This window comes from Bradyrhizobium sp. R2.2-H, assembly GCF_004346455.1.
GTDB lineage: Bacteria > Pseudomonadota > Alphaproteobacteria > Rhizobiales > Xanthobacteraceae > Bradyrhizobium > Bradyrhizobium diversitatis.
The window spans coordinates 258,446-275,799 of the sequence record NZ_SMBR01000009.1; the positions used below are offsets into that span (position 1 = coordinate 258,446).

Annotated in this window: 19 protein-coding genes; 11 read left to right on the plus strand and 8 right to left on the minus strand. The window is 64.7% G+C overall.

Going from position 1 to position 17,354, the window contains the following annotated elements:
• The first annotated feature begins 10 nt into the window (after nt 1-10).
• Nucleotides 11-385 carry a hypothetical protein gene (locus EDE08_RS24030; protein WP_131871150.1) on the plus strand — a complete coding sequence of 125 codons (375 nt, stop codon included), beginning with the start codon at nt 11-13 and terminating at the stop codon, nt 383-385.
• A 60-nt stretch (nt 386-445) separates the two neighbouring features.
• Here the strand turns inward: EDE08_RS24030 and EDE08_RS24035 are convergent, their stop codons facing one another.
• Nucleotides 446-1,786, minus strand: coding sequence for an alpha/beta hydrolase (locus EDE08_RS24035; RefSeq protein WP_131871149.1), 1,341 nt, complete (start codon nt 1,784-1,786; stop codon nt 446-448).
• A gap of 327 nt (nt 1,787-2,113) precedes the next feature.
• Here EDE08_RS24035 and EDE08_RS24040 point away from each other — a divergent pair, with 327 nt between their 5' ends.
• Nucleotides 2,114-3,481 (plus strand): APC family permease, encoded by a 1,368-nt coding sequence (locus tag EDE08_RS24040; protein ID WP_131871148.1) that lies wholly within the window; start codon nt 2,114-2,116, stop codon nt 3,479-3,481.
• 2 nt (nt 3,482-3,483) lie between these two features.
• Nucleotides 3,484-4,698 (plus strand): hypothetical protein, encoded by a 1,215-nt coding sequence (locus tag EDE08_RS24045; protein ID WP_131871147.1) that lies wholly within the window; start codon nt 3,484-3,486, stop codon nt 4,696-4,698.
• A gap of 121 nt (nt 4,699-4,819) precedes the next feature.
• On the opposite strand, the gene EDE08_RS24050 is transcribed toward EDE08_RS24045, so the two are convergent.
• Nucleotides 4,820-5,377: a helix-turn-helix domain-containing protein gene (locus EDE08_RS24050; protein WP_131871146.1), complete on the minus strand. Its 558-nt coding sequence runs from the start codon at nt 5,375-5,377 to the stop codon at nt 4,820-4,822.
• Between the two features lie 356 nt (nt 5,378-5,733).
• On the opposite strand from EDE08_RS24050, the gene EDE08_RS24055 reads away from it, so the two are divergent.
• The 3 genes from EDE08_RS24055 to EDE08_RS24065 are packed head-to-tail and all read left to right on the plus strand — an operon-like array spanning nt 5,734 to nt 8,572.
• Nucleotides 5,734-7,047 carry an MFS transporter gene (locus EDE08_RS24055; RefSeq protein WP_131871145.1) on the plus strand — a complete coding sequence of 438 codons (1,314 nt, stop codon included), beginning with the start codon at nt 5,734-5,736 and terminating at the stop codon, nt 7,045-7,047.
• Between the two features lie 50 nt (nt 7,048-7,097).
• The gene (locus tag EDE08_RS24060; RefSeq protein WP_131871144.1) at nt 7,098-7,619 is read left to right on the plus strand and encodes an MOSC domain-containing protein; all 522 of its coding nucleotides are present in this window, start codon (nt 7,098-7,100) and stop codon (nt 7,617-7,619) included.
• Nucleotides 7,616-8,572 (plus strand): PDR/VanB family oxidoreductase, encoded by a 957-nt coding sequence (locus EDE08_RS24065; RefSeq protein WP_131871143.1) that lies wholly within the window; start codon nt 7,616-7,618, stop codon nt 8,570-8,572. Before EDE08_RS24060 ends, EDE08_RS24065 begins: the two co-directional genes overlap by 4 nt.
• 1 nt (nt 8,573) lies before the next feature.
• Here the strand turns inward: EDE08_RS24065 and EDE08_RS24070 are convergent, their stop codons facing one another.
• Entirely contained in the window at nt 8,574-8,780 is a 207-nt protein-coding gene (locus tag EDE08_RS24070; protein ID WP_131871142.1) for a hypothetical protein, read from the minus strand.
• A 91-nt stretch (nt 8,781-8,871) separates the two neighbouring features.
• Nucleotides 8,872-9,210, minus strand: a complete 339-nt coding sequence (gene yidD, locus EDE08_RS24075) for a membrane protein insertion efficiency factor YidD (RefSeq protein WP_131871141.1) — start codon at nt 9,208-9,210, stop codon at nt 8,872-8,874.
• Between the two features lie 231 nt (nt 9,211-9,441).
• Between yidD and EDE08_RS24080 the strand changes: the two genes are divergently transcribed.
• A complete protein-coding gene (locus EDE08_RS24080; RefSeq protein WP_165936152.1) occupies nt 9,442-10,341 on the plus strand; it encodes a COG3904 family protein in 900 nt (299 codons plus the stop codon).
• A gap of 117 nt (nt 10,342-10,458) precedes the next feature.
• On the opposite strand, the gene EDE08_RS24085 is transcribed toward EDE08_RS24080, so the two are convergent.
• Nucleotides 10,459-10,914: an iron-sulfur cluster assembly scaffold protein gene (locus EDE08_RS24085; protein WP_024340718.1), complete on the minus strand. Its 456-nt coding sequence runs from the start codon at nt 10,912-10,914 to the stop codon at nt 10,459-10,461.
• Between the two features lie 253 nt (nt 10,915-11,167).
• On the opposite strand from EDE08_RS24085, the gene folE reads away from it, so the two are divergent.
• The 4 genes from folE (at nt 11,168) to EDE08_RS24105 (ending at nt 15,020) form a co-directional block, all read left to right on the plus strand.
• Nucleotides 11,168-11,860 carry a GTP cyclohydrolase I FolE gene (gene folE, locus EDE08_RS24090; RefSeq protein ID WP_124157528.1) on the plus strand — a complete coding sequence of 231 codons (693 nt, stop codon included), beginning with the start codon at nt 11,168-11,170 and terminating at the stop codon, nt 11,858-11,860.
• A 27-nt stretch (nt 11,861-11,887) separates the two neighbouring features.
• Nucleotides 11,888-12,310 carry a phosphoribosyl-AMP cyclohydrolase gene (hisI, locus tag EDE08_RS24095; RefSeq protein WP_131871140.1) on the plus strand — a complete coding sequence of 141 codons (423 nt, stop codon included), beginning with the start codon at nt 11,888-11,890 and terminating at the stop codon, nt 12,308-12,310.
• Nucleotides 12,311-12,493: 183 nt separating this feature from the next.
• Nucleotides 12,494-13,555: a lytic transglycosylase domain-containing protein gene (locus EDE08_RS24100; protein ID WP_131871139.1), complete on the plus strand. Its 1,062-nt coding sequence runs from the start codon at nt 12,494-12,496 to the stop codon at nt 13,553-13,555.
• A 289-nt stretch (nt 13,556-13,844) separates the two neighbouring features.
• Nucleotides 13,845-15,020, plus strand: coding sequence for a DUF2336 domain-containing protein (locus tag EDE08_RS24105; RefSeq protein WP_131871138.1), 1,176 nt, complete (start codon nt 13,845-13,847; stop codon nt 15,018-15,020).
• A 138-nt stretch (nt 15,021-15,158) separates the two neighbouring features.
• On the opposite strand, the gene EDE08_RS24110 is transcribed toward EDE08_RS24105, so the two are convergent.
• The 3 genes from EDE08_RS24110 to EDE08_RS24120 all read right to left on the minus strand — a co-directional run bounded on the left by EDE08_RS24110 (nt 15,159) and on the right by EDE08_RS24120 (nt 17,184).
• Nucleotides 15,159-15,737: an Hpt domain-containing protein gene (locus tag EDE08_RS24110; RefSeq protein WP_131871137.1), complete on the minus strand. Its 579-nt coding sequence runs from the start codon at nt 15,735-15,737 to the stop codon at nt 15,159-15,161.
• Nucleotides 15,738-15,765: 28 nt separating this feature from the next.
• The gene (locus EDE08_RS24115) at nt 15,766-16,311 is read right to left on the minus strand and encodes a response regulator (protein WP_008549760.1); all 546 of its coding nucleotides are present in this window, start codon (nt 16,309-16,311) and stop codon (nt 15,766-15,768) included.
• 93 nt (nt 16,312-16,404) lie between these two features.
• Nucleotides 16,405-17,184: an NAD kinase gene (locus EDE08_RS24120; RefSeq protein WP_131871136.1), complete on the minus strand. Its 780-nt coding sequence runs from the start codon at nt 17,182-17,184 to the stop codon at nt 16,405-16,407.
• Nucleotides 17,185-17,354: the final 170 nt, after the last annotated feature.

Sequence of the window (17,354 nt, forward strand, 5' to 3'; positions counted from 1 at the left end):
GTTGACTGAGATGAGGATGATTCTGGCGGTTGCCGCGGTGCTCTATTCAACCTCCGCATTTGCGCAAGCCGACAAGCCCCCGATGGTGGGAGACAAGCCGCTGGTGCAGGTCAAGCCGAAGGGAACCAAAGAGGCAGCGGCCAATCCCGCCGCGGCGAAGGGCAAGCCGCAGTCGATCGCCGTTCGGCTCCAGGCCTGCCTCGAGATCGACGACGGCACCAAGGATCGCCTCAACTGCTACGACGCCGTGATCCCGCCGGCGCCGAAGCCGAAGCCGGCGAAGGCCAAGGGCTACGCCGACTGCCGTTTCTTCAAGGAAGAGGACGAGCGGCTGACCTGCTTCAACGGCTTTGCCGAGAGCATTCCGAAGCTGCCCAAGAACTGATATTCGCACTGATATTCGCCAGGTCAGGGCTCAGTCGCTGATCGAGCTGAGCAATTGGGCCTAGCGGCTCGATGCGGATGGATTGGTTGAGGCGACGCGCGTGAGCGCGAGCGACGGCGTTGCCGACATCTTCACCAGCACGTCCTTGAGCGGATCCCGCGTCCAGGCGCGGGTCACGTAATCGCGATGGGTGATGCCGTCGCCGGTCTCCACGAACACCACGCTGCCGGGACGGAGCGGACCCTCCATGTCCTCCGCGACGCTGATGCCCTTCTGCCGCAGCATGCTCATCAGCTCACGGTCGCGGCGCGCCGTGTGGCGGGTGTAGGCGCTGACGAAGAAGCCGGAACGGTGGCGCTCGATCCAGGAGGCGAACTTGTCGAGTTCGCCGTAGATGGCGTCGAGCAGCACCACGCCGCGGACGCGGTCGCTGATGCCGCCGACCTCCAGGCTCCAGGCCGTCGGCAGGAAGCCGCCGCTATAGCCGACGATCACAATCGGCATGTTGGCGAAGGCGCGCGCACTGTTGGGATCGCCGCTGAGGCGGGCGAGATGGTCGGCCGATTCCGCCATGAAGCGCTTGAACCCGCCCGGTTGCCAGAACTTGCCGGCGCTGGAATCGGCAGCATCGACGGCCATTTGCGGTGCAAGGAGCACGGCATTGGCGCCGGAATCACTGATCTGCTTGGGCACCAGTTGGCGGTCGCGTACGTCGCGCTCGAGCGTCGCGCCATTGCCGTGGAAGAACACCACGATCACACCGGGCTTGTGCACGTCGAAATGCTCGGGCACGTGCACCAGCACCCGGCTGTCGCTGTAGGTCTCGTCCTGCCAGAACACGCGACCGGAATAGCTGCGGTGGCCGCGGCGGTCGCCCTTGGAAATGTTGAGGAAGGGCGCGTCGGAGGCGGGGTTGTTGCCGAAGTAAGGGAAGGCCGACGACTTCATGCTGACGAGTGTCGTCAGGTCGTCGCGCGGCGGGCGCTTGTAGGGGGCCTGCGGCTCGAGCGACGCCACCTTGTAAGGCGCTTGCTCCGGCTGGGGCGGCTGCTGCACGGCGCGCCTGGGCGAGAAGTCCGACATCTGCCGCTGCAGGAAGCTTTCGCTCGCCGAGGGAAAGCGCTCCCTAAACTGCGGGGCGGGGAAGCGGTCCTCGAACGTGTCGCTGCTTGCCACGCGTGGGTTGGAGGCTTGCGAACTGGTTTTGGCGACGACCTGGACATTCGCCTGCGAGTTCGTTGCCAGCGCCGCCGCATCGGGCGCCTTGCCGCATTGAACCAGCGTCAGCGACAGCGGCATCAAGACCGAGACCAGGCCGATCCGGAGCGCACGATCGCGCGCACCGGACGTTGTCCGATCGGCGCGACCGTCAGCTCTCAGTCTCGGAACGGCCCCGAACATCCACCCATGACCCCAAGTCACGACATCAAGTCCGTCGGCATGCTTTAAGACAATTGAGCCGACTGGCGTTTAGGCGACGTTAAGTGTCCGGAGCAACTTCCCCACATCCGGAACGCTCAAAAGGACCATGCAATCGTGTCCTGATTGTGGGGAGCGCGAACGGGAAATTTCGGGGCAATCCAGGCGTCATTGTCCAAAAGCGTGGTTAGTCGGTGTCTTGGTACCCGCTGCCGTTGCCTCATTTAACCCTTGTTAACCCTGCTTGAATTGACTGGGGCGAACTGCACGATGACCTGCGAGGCGAGACGCCTGAGGTTAAGGACCGCGATGACGGCATCACATGCGGGAACCGCAGCCTGGATGGGCCGGCTGACCGGGAGCGGGGCCGGGGTCTCCGTTCCGGTCGCAACCGCCATCGTCGTGGCCGACATGATCGGGGTCGGCGTCTTCACCAGCCTCGGCTTTCAGGTCAAGGACATCCCGTCCGGCTTCTCGATCCTGCTGCTCTGGACCGTCGGCGGCATCGTCGCCTTGTGCGGGGTGTTTGCGTACAGCGAGTTGGGCGCGATGTTTCCGCGCTCGAGCGGTGAGTACAATTTCCTCGGCCGCGCCTATCATCCGGCCTTCGGCTTTCTCGCCGGCTGGGTGTCGGCCACGGTCGGCTTCGCGGCGCCGGTTGCGCTCGCGGCGATGGCGTTCGGCGAATACGCCAAATCGGTTGTCCCGGATCTGCCGCCGATTCCGCTTGCCATCGGCGTGGTGTGGCTGGTCTCGCTCGTGCAACTGACCGGAGTCCGGCACTCCTCGACCTTCCAGCTGATCTCGACCATCCTCAAGGTCGTCCTGATCGTCGCCTTCCTGGTCGCCGGCTTCGTCGTCGGCGCGCAGCAGCCGATCGCCTTCACGCCGCAGCCGGGCGATCTCGCCCACATCGTCAGCGCGCCGTTCGCAATCGGCCTCGTCTTCGTGATGTATTCCTTCTCGGGCTGGAATGCCGCGACCTACATCATCGGCGAGATGAACACGCCGCAGCAGAGCCTGCCGCGCGCGCTGCTTGCGGGCACGCTGATCGTGCTCGTGCTGTATGTCGCGCTGAACGCGGTCTTTCTCTACACCACGCCGGTGAGTGCGCTCGCCGGCCAGCTCGACGTCGCCAGCGTCGCCGGCAGCGCCATCTTCGGCAGCCTCGGCGGCCGGATCGTCGGCGCCATGATTTGCGTCGGCCTGATTTCCTCGATCAGCGCGATGATGTGGATCGGGCCGCGCGTGATGATGACGATGGGCGAGGACATTCCGGCCCTGCGCGTGTTTTCGAAGCGATCGGCGAGCGGCGCGCCGGCCTATGCCGTCCTGTTCCAGCTCGCCATCGCCAACCTGCTGTTGTTCACGCGCAGCTTCGAGGCGGTGCTCGACTTCATCCAGTTCGCGCTGTTGTTCTGCTCGTTCTTCACGGTCGCCGGCGTCATCAAGCTGCGCATCACCGATCCCGACCTGCCGCGGCCCTATCGCGCCTGGGGATACCCGTTCACGCCGCTCGTTTTCCTGCTCGTGACCGCGTTCATGATGTACTACCTCTTGACCGAGCGGCCGGTGCAGTCGCTCTCGGGGATGCTTGTCATGCTCGCGGGCCTGTTGATCTATGCTGTGTTCCGCAGGCGGCCGGCTGCCGCCGGCAACTCATCACACCGCGAATAGAGATGTTTCGACCCATGAGAATTGCGGCGCTCGCTCTTGTCCTGCTGGCTGCGGTCGTCTCGTCCGCGCATGCTGCCGACGCCAGCTTCGACGACACCGCGCGCTTCCTTGCGGGCATGCAGCCTTCGGCGGACTCGCCGCTGGTGCCGCTCACCAAGGATCCGGGCTGGCAGCGCCATGCAAAATTCTTCGACGGCGCCTTCGCCCAGCTCGAACAGCGGCAGCTCTCCAATATCCGCAGCTGGGCCGACGCCAATCTCGCCGCGCCCCGGCCGACCATGTTCTACATGTTCAGCGGCCCGGATTTCCTCTACGCCGATGCTTTCTATTCCAAGGCCAGCACGTATGTGCTCGGCGCGCTGGAGCCGGTCGGCGCCGTGCCCGACCTGACGCGGCTGCCGCGTGGTTCGGTCGCCGCCGCGCTCTACAATGTCGAGCGTTCGCTCGGCTCGATCCTGAGCTTCTCCTTCTTCATCACCAAGCAGATGAAGGTCGACCTGCGCGCCAACCAGGTCAACGGCACCTTGCCAATCCTCTATGTCTTCCTCGCGCGCTCCGGCAAGACCATCCGCAATGTCGAGATGATCGCGCTCGACGACAAGGGCGGGGTGCATGTCGGCGACGACAATCCGGGACGAAACGCGACGCGCGGTGTCCGCATCACCTTCGCCGGCAGCGATGGGGAAGCGCGCGCGCTGTATTATTTCTCGACCGATCTATCCAATTCCGGCGCGCGCGCCGCAGGCTTCCTGAAGTTCTGCGAGACGCTCGGGCCCGGCAACAGCCTGCTCAAGAGTGCCTCCTATCTGTTGCACTCCGGCAATTTCTCCGTCGTGCGCGACTGGCTGCTTGCCAACAGTGCCACCATCATCCAGGACGATTCCGGCATTCCGCTTGCGAACTACAACGCACGGCAATGGCGGTTCTTCCCTTTCGGCCGCTATTTCGGTCCCATCGACGAATTCCCCGGCCGTTACCAGGAGCGCTATGCCGAACTGTTCACGCGCGCCCAGCCGATCGATTTCGGCGTCGGCTATCGCTGGCGGATGCGCGAATCGAATTTGCTGCTGTCGGTGAAGGTGCCGGGCAGCGAGACTGCGCCGACTGCGGAGACCACTTCGGCTACCGAGCCGCCGCCAAGGCCGCCGCGCCCGAAGCGGCTGCGGCCGCCGGAGTCCGTCCCACCGTCACAGGGCCGTTTCTTCTGGTTCCGCTAGAGCATGATCCGGAAAAGTGTGTATCGGTTTTCCGAAAAGATCATGCTCAAACAAAAACCTAAAACGCGATGACGATTCATCCTAATTTCATCGCGCTTTAGGCTATTGCCGAGGCTGGGCGTCAAGACGTCTGGGCCACGACGACCAGCACTTCGGCCTTCTGCCGGCCGAGGCTCCTGACCTCGTGCGGCGTCTCGCCTGAAAAATACAGGCAATCTCCCCTGCCGAGGACGAGTTCTTCGCCATCGAGCTTGATTGCGATCCTGCCGTTGATGACGAACAGCAGCTCCTCGCCCGCATGCGAGGCGCGCGTGGCCGCCTTGTGCGGCGGGCTCAGCAGAAAAGGCTCCATCATCTTGCGGGTGCGACCGGTCGCCAGCGGGACCACGCCAAACGTGTCCTGGAACAGCGGCACATTGCCGTCCTGGCGGCGGAACAGCGTGTAGCGCGGCGCCGGCTCGGCGTTCGGGTCGAAGAAGTTCGCGACATTGACCTCGAGCGCTGCGGCCATCCGCAGCAGCGCTGCGAGGGAGGGGATCTTGAGGTTGCGCTCGACCAGCGAGATGTAGCCGCGGGTGAGGTCGCTTTGCCTCGCAAGCTGGTCCAGCGTCAGGCCCTTGGCGATCCGCGCCTGGCGGATGTTGGCCCCGACCGCTGTCGCTTTGCTGACGTCAAGCACGCATGAGTCTCCCGAACTGCTGAAGCCTGTTTTGCAACAGAAGGCGCCGGACTGCCAGCCCGGCGGCCGGGAAGGCCCTGCGCCGGTCGCCGGCAAGCGTATTCCACTGGAAAACTCCTGAGCAGAAATTTCGAGCAAGGGCGCGGATATTATGAGCAGATGAATTGGTATAACGCGAAAATCCGCTGAATATTGGTGCAAATCGTCCGCATTGCCGCGATCGTCGGCATTTGCCGCGTTCCGCGGCGTTGATTTCCTGTAGTAAACATGATCGATTTTTACCGTCGCGGCTGCCGATGGGCACCGTGACCGAACCAACTGCTTTTCCCAGGCGCCGGTACCTTTTGGAGAGATCGATGACCGTAGCAGACGACGTAACCCTGAACGTAGCGCCGGACGAGGCGGCGAGCTTGCGACGGATCGTGTGGTCGAGCGTGATCGGCACCGCGGTCGAATGGTACGACTTCCTCATCTATGGCACGGCGACCGCGCTGGTGTTCAACAAGGTCTTCTTCGCCGCAGGCAATCCCGCGCTCGCCACCATCGCGGCCTTCGGCACCTACGCCGTCGGATTTCTGGCGCGCCCGCTCGGTGCCGCGATCTTTGGCCATTACGGCGACCGGGTCGGACGCAAGGCGATGCTCGCGATCACGATCATGGTGATGGGCATCGGCACCTTCCTGATCGGCCTGCTTCCGACCTACCAGCAGATCGGCATTGCCGCGCCGGTGCTGCTGATCGGATTGCGCTTTCTCCAGGGTATCGGCCTCGGCGGCGAATGGGGAGGCGCCGTGCTGATGGTGGTCGAGAATTGCCCGACGCATCGCCGCGGCCTGCTCGGCAGCATGGTGCAGGTCGGCAACCCCATCGGCAATCTCGCCGCGATCGGCATGTTCGCGCTGGTGGCGAGCCTGCCGGAGAGCGACTTCATGACTTACGGCTGGCGTATCCCCTTCTTGATCTCGATCCTCCTGGTCGGCGTCGGTCTCTACATCCGCCTCAACATGGAGGAGACCGCCGCCTTCCGTCAGGTCCAGGCCAAAAAGGAAGTCGCAAGCCTGCCACTGCTCGAGATCTTCAGGCACCACCGCCGGCCGTTCTTCACCGCGGTCGGTCTGAAGATCTCCGAGATCGCCTATGCCAGCATCGGCGGCGTGTTCGTGATGTCCTATGCCACCGCCAATCTCGGCCTGCCGCGCGCGGTGGTGCTGAACGGGGCGTTCGCCGCATCGCTGGTCGCGCTGCTCGCCATCCCGCTGTTCGGCTGGCTGTCCGACCTGGTCGGCCGCAAGACGATGTTCTATGCGAGCTGCCTGTTCTCGGCGCTGTTCGCCTTCCCGCTGTTCTGGCTGCTCGACACCCGCGATCCGACCATCGTTGTCTGCACCATCGTGGTCGCGATCACCTTCGGTCAGATGGTCATGTTCGGTATCGGCGCGCCATGGTACTCCGAACTGTTTACCGCGCGGCTGCGTTACAGCGGTGCTTCGCTCGGGTTCCAGGTCGGTGCGGCCCTGAGCGGCGGGTTGACGCCGCTGATTGCGGCCTCTCTGATGGCCTGGAGCGGCGGCGCAACCTGGCCGGTCTCGCTGCTGCTCGTCGCCTGCGCCGCCATCACCGCGATCGCGACCACGTTCGCGCCGGAGATGGCGAACAAGGAACTGACCTGATCCCGCGGCGCCGCTGCCGGCGGCGCCACGGCTTCTCAAAAGGATTTGTCATGCTTGATACGATCAGCGCCGGTGCGGCGCAGGGCGCAGCACAGCTCGGGTGGACCGGAGTGGTGCGCTTCCTCCATCTCACCCCGCGCGCGTTCCTGCCGATGCGCGCAGCCGAGACCATCACTCTCGTCGCCGGGCAAGGAATCGAGGGCGACCGCTACATGATCGGCAAGGAAGAGGGGTTTTACTCGCACAAGCCGGAAGAGGGCCGGCAGGTCACTCTGTTCGAACTCGAGACGCTGGTTGCGCTGAAGCGCGACGCCGGGATCGAACTGGGCCCGGAAGAGCATCGGCGTAACGTCACGGTGGAGGGCGTGCCGCTGAATCATCTCGTCGGCCGCCGTTTCTGGCTGGGCGAGACCCTGCTGGAAGCGACGCGGCTGTCGGTGCCGTGCCGGCATATCGAGGAGATCACCGGCAAGGCGATCTTCGACCCCCTGATCAATCGCTCCGGCCTCAACTGCAAGATCCTGCAAGGCGGCGTCGTCAGGGTCGGCGATACCGTGCGGAATGCGGCATGAGCGCGCGACCGATCACGACGGTCAAGACGGTCGTCACCGGCATCGAGGAGGCGGGGGCAGGCATCAAACTGTTCACGCTGGCAGATCCCGACCGGTGGGAACTGCCGCCGTTCAAACCCGGCGCGCACATCGATCTGCATCTGCCGAACGGGCTGGTTCGCACCTATTCGCTGTGCAACGAGCCCGCGGACAACATGCGCTATGTCATTGCGGTGAAGCGCGAAGCGGATGGACGCGGCGGTTCGCGGGCGCTGCACGACGAAATCGGCATCGGCGATGTCATCGGCGTGTCGCTGCCACGCGGCGGACTTGAGCCCGAAGCGCGCATCGCGCGCTACGTGTTCCTGGCCGGCGGCATCGGCGTGACGCCGTTCCTGTCCATGGCGCGGCATCTCGAACGAACGAAGCAGGCCGACTTCACGCTGCATCTGATCGTGCGTGAGGAGGTGCCGCTCGCCACGCATCTCGGCGCGCTGGTCGAAGAGGGGCGCATCATCGTGCATCGGACGTCCCGGAGCGGGCGTCCCGATCTCGCAGCGCTCGTCGGAGAGGGCGGATCCGAGACGATGGTCGCCTGCTGCGGCCCGGAAAGCATGACCGACGATTTCGAGCGGGTGACTGCAGCGTGGCCCGCTGCGAGCATCCATATCGAGCGGTTCGTCGCACCGCCACCGGTCATCGATCCCGACGCCAAGCCGTTCACACTGTCGCTGGCGCGCTCGGGCGCCGAGATCGAGGTGCGGGCCGGCCAGACCATGCTGGCCGCATTGCAGGAGGGAGGCATCGACATCGCGACCTCCTGCTGCGGCGGCATCTGCGGCGCCTGCAAGGTCGGATGGATCGAAGGCAAGCCGGTTCACCGCGACCGCATCCTGTCGCCGTATGAACGCGAACGCTATCTCATGGTTTGCGTGGCGGGCTCGGACGCCGAGCGGCTGGTGCTGGATCTCTGAGCTACCAATGCACGCTCTGGCTCGGCACGATGAACGTCGTCGTGCTTGGCTGTGGCGCAAAGCTCCTCGCCAGATACCAGCCTGAGCCCAGGACGAGCGCGAGCAGCGCGATGACGGCGAGCAGGTCGATGGTTCTGGGATCGTGTCCTCTGTGACCGAAATTCGGACCAGGCCGGAAGTGAAAATGAGGGCTGATTTTCCAGCGCATTGTTGTTTCCTCCCGTGGGAGCATCGAAACAACGCGAGCCGAAAGTGCCGGTTCCGGTCAGGGCGGCGATGGTCAAGCACCGCAGCAAGCGTCAGGGTGCATTGACCCCGCGCCAGCGGCCGTACCGCCAGGGCAGATACCAGCGTGCGCCTTGGGGTGCGGTGAGGGGTACGTTGTCGATGCCGGACGTGCCGAAGGGATGGCAGCGGAGCAGGCGCGCGAGGGTCATCCAGCCGCCGGCCCAGAGCCCGAACCGTTCGATGGCCTCGTCGCCGTAGACGGAGCATGTCGGCAAGTGCCGGCAGTTGTAACCGACCAGGGGCGACAGCGTATGCCGATAGAGCCAGATCAGCGCACGCCCGAATCTGCGGGGCAGCCGGAGCGCACCGTCGACGGAGCTGGAACAATGCTCGCAGGCTGAATGCTTCATGTGCGCCTTGCTGCAACGTTAAGCGAGGTGTTGCCCGGTTCCGGCGCAGGGAACCGTAAGCTGTTGTTTACGCGTCATATTTTGCATGCTTTTTGGGAGCAGTGCAGCAAGTATCTATGGACGAACTGTATTCCCACGGATACCATTTTTATGACGTTCATGTGTAGACTCATTGAACGCGCAAAACGGGGTTTGCCTGAATTCGCCTTGGGGCTTGGGGAAGGGACCAGTTTGAAACGTCTGACGTCGCTCAATCTTCGCGGCTGGTTGCTGGTAGGAACCGCCGTCTGTGGCGTCGCGCTGGCTGGCGCCATCGCGACTTTCGGGTCGTCGGCCCGGGCAGGCAACACCCTCGAAGAGCGCAAGCTGCCGATGAAGTTCAGCTGGGTCGCCTGCGAGCCGAATTGCCGCGGCTGGGTCAGCGCGGTTGGCATCATCACTGCCGATACGCCAAGGGAATTCGAAGAGTTTTCGCGCGGGCGCCAGCTCGGCGGCGCGACCGTCGTGCTCGATTCGAGCGGCGGGTCCGTCAATGACGCGATCACGCTCGGCCGGCGCTTCCGCAATCTCGGGCTTTTGACCACGGTCGGCGTCAGCCTCCGCGGCGGGCCGTCGACCCGCCCGGCGGTCGCGCCGGAGGCCTATTGCGAATCCATGTGCGTGTTCCTGCTGCTGGCCGGCAAGAAGCGCTACGTGCCGGAAGCCGCCCATGTCCGGGTTCACCAGATCTGGATGGGCGACCGGGCTGACGATGCCAAGGCGGCGAGCTACAGCGCGCAGGATCTGATGATCGTGGAGCGCGACATCGGCCGCCTCGCCAAATACACATTCGACATGGGCGGCGCCGGTGACCTGCTGTCGCTTGCGCTCAGTGTTCCGCCCTGGGAAGACCTGCACGAGCTCGACGCTGGCGAGCTCAAGCTCACCAATCTGGTCACGACCGATCTCGTGGCAGATGTGCTTCCGCATGTGGATATTTCAGCGCCGGCAATGGCGGAGCTGGCACCGAAGACGCAGGCCAGGTTCGGCGCGGAACCGGAGCAGGCGCAGCCTGCCAAATCGACCAAGACGGCGGAAGCCCTGGTGCCGACGGGTGGCGTGGCCGCGCCGGCTGCGGCGACGCAGAAGTAAGCTCAAAAATCCTGGCAGTCATTCCGGGGTGCGCAATTGCGCACCTGAGAAACTCGCGCTGCAATCTCGGGATTCCGGGTTCGTCGCTTTGCGACGCCCCGGAACGACATCAGGGTGTCAGCCCTGCGCAGCGGCCGGCTGCTTGGCCTTGGCTTCGATCTGGCCGATGGCATCGACCACGGCATCGAAGGTCAGAAGCGTCGAGGCATGGCGCGCCTTGTAGTCGCGGACCGGCTCGAGGAACTTGATTTCTTCCCATTTGCCTTCGGGAGGCGCACCGTTCTCCTTCAGCATCTTGCGAACGGTTTCGCGTAACTCACGGAGTTCGCTCGCAGTCGAGCCGACCACGTGACTTGCCATGATGGATGAAGAGGCTTGGCCCAAGGCACACGCCTTCACGTCATGCGCGAAGTCGGTGACGGTATCGCCATTCATCTTGAGGTCGACCTTCACGGTCGATCCGCACAGTTTGGAGTGGGCAGTGGCGGAGGCGTCGGGGTCCGACAGCCGCCCGAGGCGCGGAATATTCCCGGCCAGTTCGATGATCCGCTTGTTGTAGATGTCGTTCAGCATGTGATGGGGTCCAACACGTCCACAGCCACTTCCGGGCCGGATCGGCCTTGGCGGGCGCCGCCCACGGTCCTATATAGAGACGGAACTGGTGGAAAAACAGTCCAGCGGTGCGGTGGCAGTGATCCAGATATGCGCTGCCGGCGTTACGACTTTAGGACTTTCCGCCGAAACTTGTTCTGTTCAGGCGTCCGGCGGCTTGGCCGCCCCGTCTGCCGGTGACACTCCGGCCGCAAGGCCGTCGAACGGAGTCGATATGGACGCTGCAATCAAATCCATCCGCCCCAACAAGCCCTCCGACCGGCAGCCCGAGAGCCGCCCGGCCGAGCTTGATCCTGCAGAATTCCTTGCTGCCGCCGTTCGCGCCGACCAGCCGCGCCCGGCACGCGCCGAGGCGGAAGCCGCGGTGAAGACGTTGCTCGCCTATATCGGCGAGAACACCGAGCGCGAGGGCCTGCTCGACACGCCGCGCCGTGTCGTCGAAGCTTTCGACGAACTCTATCAGGGCTATCACCAGTGCCCGGCCGAGGTGCTCGACCGCACCTTTGGCGAGACCGCCGGCTATGACGATTTCGTCCTGGTGCGCGACATCGAATTCACCTCGCAGTGCGAGCACCACATGATGCCGTTCTACGGCAAGGCGCACATCGCCTATACGCCGGTGGAACGTGTCGTCGGCCTGTCGAAGCTTGCGCGCCTGACCGACATCTTTGCCCGCCGGCTCCAGACCCAGGAGCACCTGACGGCGCAGATCGCAGCAGCCATCGACGAGATCCTCAAGCCGCGCGGCGTCGCGGTGCTGATCGAGGCCGAGCATACCTGCATGTCGGTGCGTGGCGTCGCCAAGCATGGTGCCTCCACCTTCACCAGCCGCTTCACCGGCATGTTCCGCGACAATCCGGCGGAGCAGGCCCGTTTCTTGTCCCTGGTGCGAGGCACGACGCGCTGACCTCGCAAGTGAACTCGCGAGGGTCCTGTGTCCGCTCACTCCCATGAGATCGAAGAAGGTCTCGCCCTCCTGCCCAGGTTCGATGCCAGCGGCCTCGTGACATGCGTCGCGACCGACGTCGCCACCGGCGACGTGCTCATGGTCGCGCACATGAACGAGGAGGCGCTGCGCAAGACGATCGCGACCGGCGATGCCTGGTACTTTAGCCGCTCGCGCAATGCCTTGTGGCGAAAAGGTGAGACCTCAGGTCAGACCCAGCGCGTGGTCGAGATGCGCACCGATTGCGACCAGGACGCGGTCTGGATCCGCGTCGAGCAGGTCGGCGCGGCCTGCCATACCGGGCGCCGGTCCTGCTTCTATCGCAAGGTCGAAGCGGACGGTGGGGGAGCGAAGCTGGTCTTCACCGACGCCGAGCGGTTGTTTGATCCGGACGACGTTTACAAGAAATAGCCTCCGTCATTCCGGAGCGCGCGTAGCGCGAGCCCGGAATCCACCGTACGGCATCACTTGAAGCCCAATGGATTCCGGGCTCATCGCTGCGCGATGCTCCGGAATGACTCGGGGGAGGGGCCGATCCCGGAATTAACCTCGCATTAACCATGTCTGTCCCACGGTGAGACGACGGGCGCCGAATTGCCGGCGTCGCTCAATGCCGCGCGGGGCGGGCACTTCATCATGTCGATCGACAATTCCAGTGCCACGCAGACGGTCGGACTCGATCCGTCGCGCGCGCGTGTCGCCGGTGCGATCAAGCAGGCCTCGAATATCTCCGGCGTCAGCTTCCAGTACATGCTGACCACCGCCAAGATGGAATCGGATTTCGATCCGACGGCGGGGGCCACCACCTCGTCCGCGCACGGGCTCTACCAGTTCATCGACCAGACGTGGCTTGGCACGGTGAAGGAAGCCGGCACCCAGCTCGGCTATGGCAGCTACGCCGACGCCATCACCAGAACCTCGGCCGGCACCTACACCGTCGATGATCCCGTGATAAAGCGGTCGATCATGAAGCTGCGCGACGACCCCGAAGCCGCATCCACCATGGCGGCGGCGCTGACGCAGTCGAACAGCTTCAAGCTCACCGGCCTGCTCGGCCGCAGGCCGAGCGACAGCGAGCTCTACATGGCGCATTTCATGGGTGTCGGCGGCGCGGCCAGGCTGATCGCCAATGCCGAGGACAATCCGCAGGCGGTCGGTGCGCGGCTGTTTCCCAACGCGGCATCCGCCAATCGCTCGATCTTCTACGCCAAGGACGGCCGCGCCCGCAGCGTCTCCGAAGTCTATTCGGTGCTCGACGCACGCTACGCCAGTGCCGCCAATTCGAAAGTGACGCGCAGCGCGATGGCGATGTACGGCGACACGCCGTCGACCGCCGAGGTCGCGAGTGCGATCGGCGTGCAGCCGACGGCGCCGATGATCGACAATGCCGTCTATCTCCAGACCTTCCCGAACACACGCGCCGCGACGCCCGTCGGTGCGACCTCGCCGGCGACGCTCGCGGACAATGCGCCGGGCACGCCGGCGTTTCGTTCGATCTATCAGCCCGGCGATGCCACGCAGCCGGTCTCGACCACGGTGCAGAAACTATGGGGCAACAACGCCTCGCTCACCTCGGTGGCGTCGGCAACGCCGGACGTGCGGCCGCCGCAGCCGCTCGATCTCTTCAGCGATCGTAGCGGCACGTTCTCGAGCTAGTCGCCGTCTCGTGTCCCGGACGCGCTGCAGCGTGAAACGCTGCTGCGCTGAGCCGGGATCCAGTGCTGCGAACTTCTCTTGAAATTCTGGGCCCCCGGGCTCGGCAGCGCATTCGCCGAAGGCGTGCGTTGCTGTCGGCGCACGTGGGAGTAGTGCTTTTGTTCCATTAACAAAACGTCAATAAAACCAGTCAGTTATGGTGAACGCTTTGTTAAGCGTCATGGTTTATTTTGTGTTGCAGGTGACGAGCCGTCACTCTTTTCGTTTGTTTGTGTAAGCCGGAAGCAGGATGATTGTTCGGCAGTTCATTAATTGGATCAGGACGGCGCCCGCAGGCGAGCGGGCCGAGGCGACACGGGCGCTGGCGCGGGCCTGGCTGATCTCAGACCTTTCTGCAGACGACCGCATCGCCGCCGAAGGCGCGCTTCTGATGCTGCTCGACGATCCCTCGCCCCTGGTGCGGCAGGCGATGGCCGAGGCCTTTGCCCGCAGCGCCGAGGCGCCGGCCGCGATCGTGCGGGCGCTGTCGACGGATCAGCCGACCGTCGCGCTGCCGGTGCTCGAACATTCCCCGCTGCTGATCGACGCCGACCTCGTCGACATCGTCGCGACCGGAAATGAGGAGGTGCAATGCGCGGTGGCCCGCCGCATCGCGTTGCCGGTATCGGTGTGCGCCGCGATCGCCGAAGTCGGCTGCGCAGCTGCCGCACTTGAGCTGATCGAGAATCCGAACGCCGAACTCGCCCCGTTCTCCTGGGACCGCATCGTCGAGCGCCACGGCCATCTCGCTGCGATCCGCGAGGCGATGCTGGTGCTGGAGGATCTGCCGTCCTCAACGCACGCGGCGCTGGTGGCAAAGCTCTCGCAGACGCTGGCGCAATTCGTCGTGGCGCGGAACTGGCTCAGCGCCGACCGCGCGGACCGCATCACGATCGAGGCACGTGACCGCTCCACCATGAACATCGCGGCGCGCTCGCGCGGCGAGGACATGCAAGGCCTCGTCAGGCATTTGCGCATCACCGGCCAGCTGACCGCGGGGCTGATCCTGCGGGCACTGCTCTCGGGCAATCTCGATTTGTTCGACGCGGCCCTCTCCGAGCTTACCGATTTGCCGCTGGCGCGTGTCTCCGCGCTGCTGCACGATCGCGGCGGCAACAGCCTGTACGCGCTGCTCCGTCGCGCCGGGCTTCCGGAGGCGACGTTTGCGGCGTTCCAGGTCGCGCTCGATGCCTGCCACGAGCAAGGCTTCGTCGATAGCGACGACGGCGCGGCGCGGCTGCGCCGGCGCATGGTCGAGCGCGTGCTCACCCACTGCGAGACCGACCGGGGCGCCGCCGAGCCGCTGATGGTCCTGCTACGCCGCTTTGCCACCGAATCCGCGCGCGAGGAGGCACGGTTGTTCCGCGACGAGCTCGTCGCCGATGATGCGATCGATCCGCTCTATGACGATCTGATTGCGGCGTAACGAGACGCCGTAGGGTAGTCAAAGGCGCTCTTGCGCCGTGCCCACCATCTATCCGCACAATTCATGTTGATTGGTGGGCACGCTTCGCTTTGCCCACCCTGCGATGTCTGCGCTCGTAATGACGAGAGGAGAGAGTCTTTACTCCACCGGCGCGATGCTCGGGGCCAGGATGACCTCGAGATGCTCGGGGCGGTCGCGGTTGACGTTGGCGAGATAGTCGTCGGCGACCTTGCGCAGGCGGCGGCTGAGCTCGGCGGAGACGCTGAGGCTGTCGAGCCTGGTGTTCTCGTGCACGATGGCGAGAATGGCATTGATGTGGTGCGTGAACAGCTCGGCCGGCACCTTTTCCAGATCAGGGGCGTGCTCGATGACGCGGCACAGGCTCTCGGCAATTCCCGCTGCCGAAGGAAAGCCGAACGTTGCCGCATCGCCCTTGATGTCGTGTGCGGCGTGGAACAGCTCGTCGCGCAGCTTCTTCGTGAAGCCATCCTTCTGCACGGCGGTCCAGGCGGTGGACAGTCTCTGGACCTCGATCGCCATCCAGTCCTTGAACTCGCCGGAAAGGCTCGCGAGCGCTTGTTCGGCGCGGCCGACCGGATCGTCCATGTCCCTTTCTTCGACACGGCGCAGGACCTTGCGCAGCGGGTTGGGCTGCGTGATGACGTGGTGTGTGGCGAAGGCCTTGACCTCGATGTCCTTTGCGCTGTTCTTCGCCATGGTGCCTGCCTCGCCTGAGGACCTTGCGCTAGATGGAGGAGCGGGCCTTGTCGAGCAGCGAGGGCTGTTGCAGCACCTCGTGCTTTTCGCCGACGCGGCGCTCGGGGCCCATATAGGCGGAGTTGGTGTTGCGGCGCCGGTCCGGCCCGAAATAGGTCTTGGTCTTGATGAAGGGGCGGGGATTGGCGACCACGTTGAGGATGCGCTGATAGAGGCCCTTGGCCGAGATCGGCTTGGCCAGGAATTCGGTGACGCCGGCATCGCGCGCGACCGTGACGCGGCGCTTCTCGGAATGGCCGGTCAGCATGATGATCGGTGCGTAGGGGTTGCCCTTCGATTCGGGCTGCCGGATCATCTGCGCAAGCTCGAGCCCGTCGAAGATCGGCATGGCCCAGTCGGTGATGACGATGTCGGGCACGTAATGGCTGTACATTTCGAGCGCGGTCGCGCCGTCCTCGGCCTCATAGACCTCGCGCGCGCCGAACGAATGCAGCAGCGTCCGCAGGATGCGGCGCATGTGCGGATTGTCGTCGCAGACGAGGAAGCGCAGCTTGTTGAAGTCGATGCGAAACATGACGCCCGGGCCAAAGCGGTCAACCTTCGTTAACCATATCGCGCCGGGAGTTAACGAAGCGTTGCGACCGGGGCCCCGTTGCGGGCCGACGCTTCAGTAGCCGAACTGCTCGCGCAGGATACGCTCTTCGAGGCTGTGGCCGGGATCGAACAGCATCCGCATCGAGATGGTTCTGTCGGAGAGCACCTCGACGCGGCGGACGTCGCGGACCTCGTCGTGGTCGGCGACCGCCGCGACGGGACGCTTCTCGCCCTCCAGCACCTCGATCACGACATAGGCCGTGTTGGGCAGCAACGCGCCGCGCCAGCGGCGCGGGCGGAAGGCGCTGATCGGCGTCAGCGCCAGCAGCGCGGCGTTGATCGGCAGGATCGGTCCTTGGGCTGAGAGATTGTAGGCGGTGGAGCCCGCCGGCGTCGCCACCATGATGCCGTCGGCGATCAGCTCGGACATGCGCTCGCGCTCGTCGATCAGGATCCTCAGGCGCGCGGCCTGATAGGTCTGCCGGAACAGGGCGACCTCGTTGATGGCGTGGTGCAGATGCACCCGGTCGTGCATGTCGGTCGCGCGCATCAGGAGCGGGTTGATCTCGGATTCATGCGCGGCCTCGAGCCGCGCCCGCAGATCGTGCGTCGAGTACTCGTTCATCAGGAAGCCGACCGTGCCGCGGTGCATGCCGTAGATCGGCTTTCCCGTGTGCATGTTCTGGTGCAGCGTCTGGAGCATCAACCCGTCGCCGCCGAGCGCGACGACGACGTCGGCATCCTTCGGGTCGCAATTGCCATACTCCCTGGTGAGCTGTCCGAAGGCGGCCTGCGCCTCGCTGCTCGGGCTGGCGACGAAGGCGATCCGGTCGTATCGCGAGGGCTTTGTCATGGCTTCCCGGGCAGGTGCCGCTGGCTCGAGTAAGTTCCGCCGGGCTCGTCTATACGAGGTGGGCCTGCATTGTCGAGGAGGACCGCCCTCCAAAGCTGACGGAGGCTGTCGCTCCGGGTGATTTGACCCTCTGCGGCCTGTTCAGGCCCGCCAGACCTGGGATTCCCCAA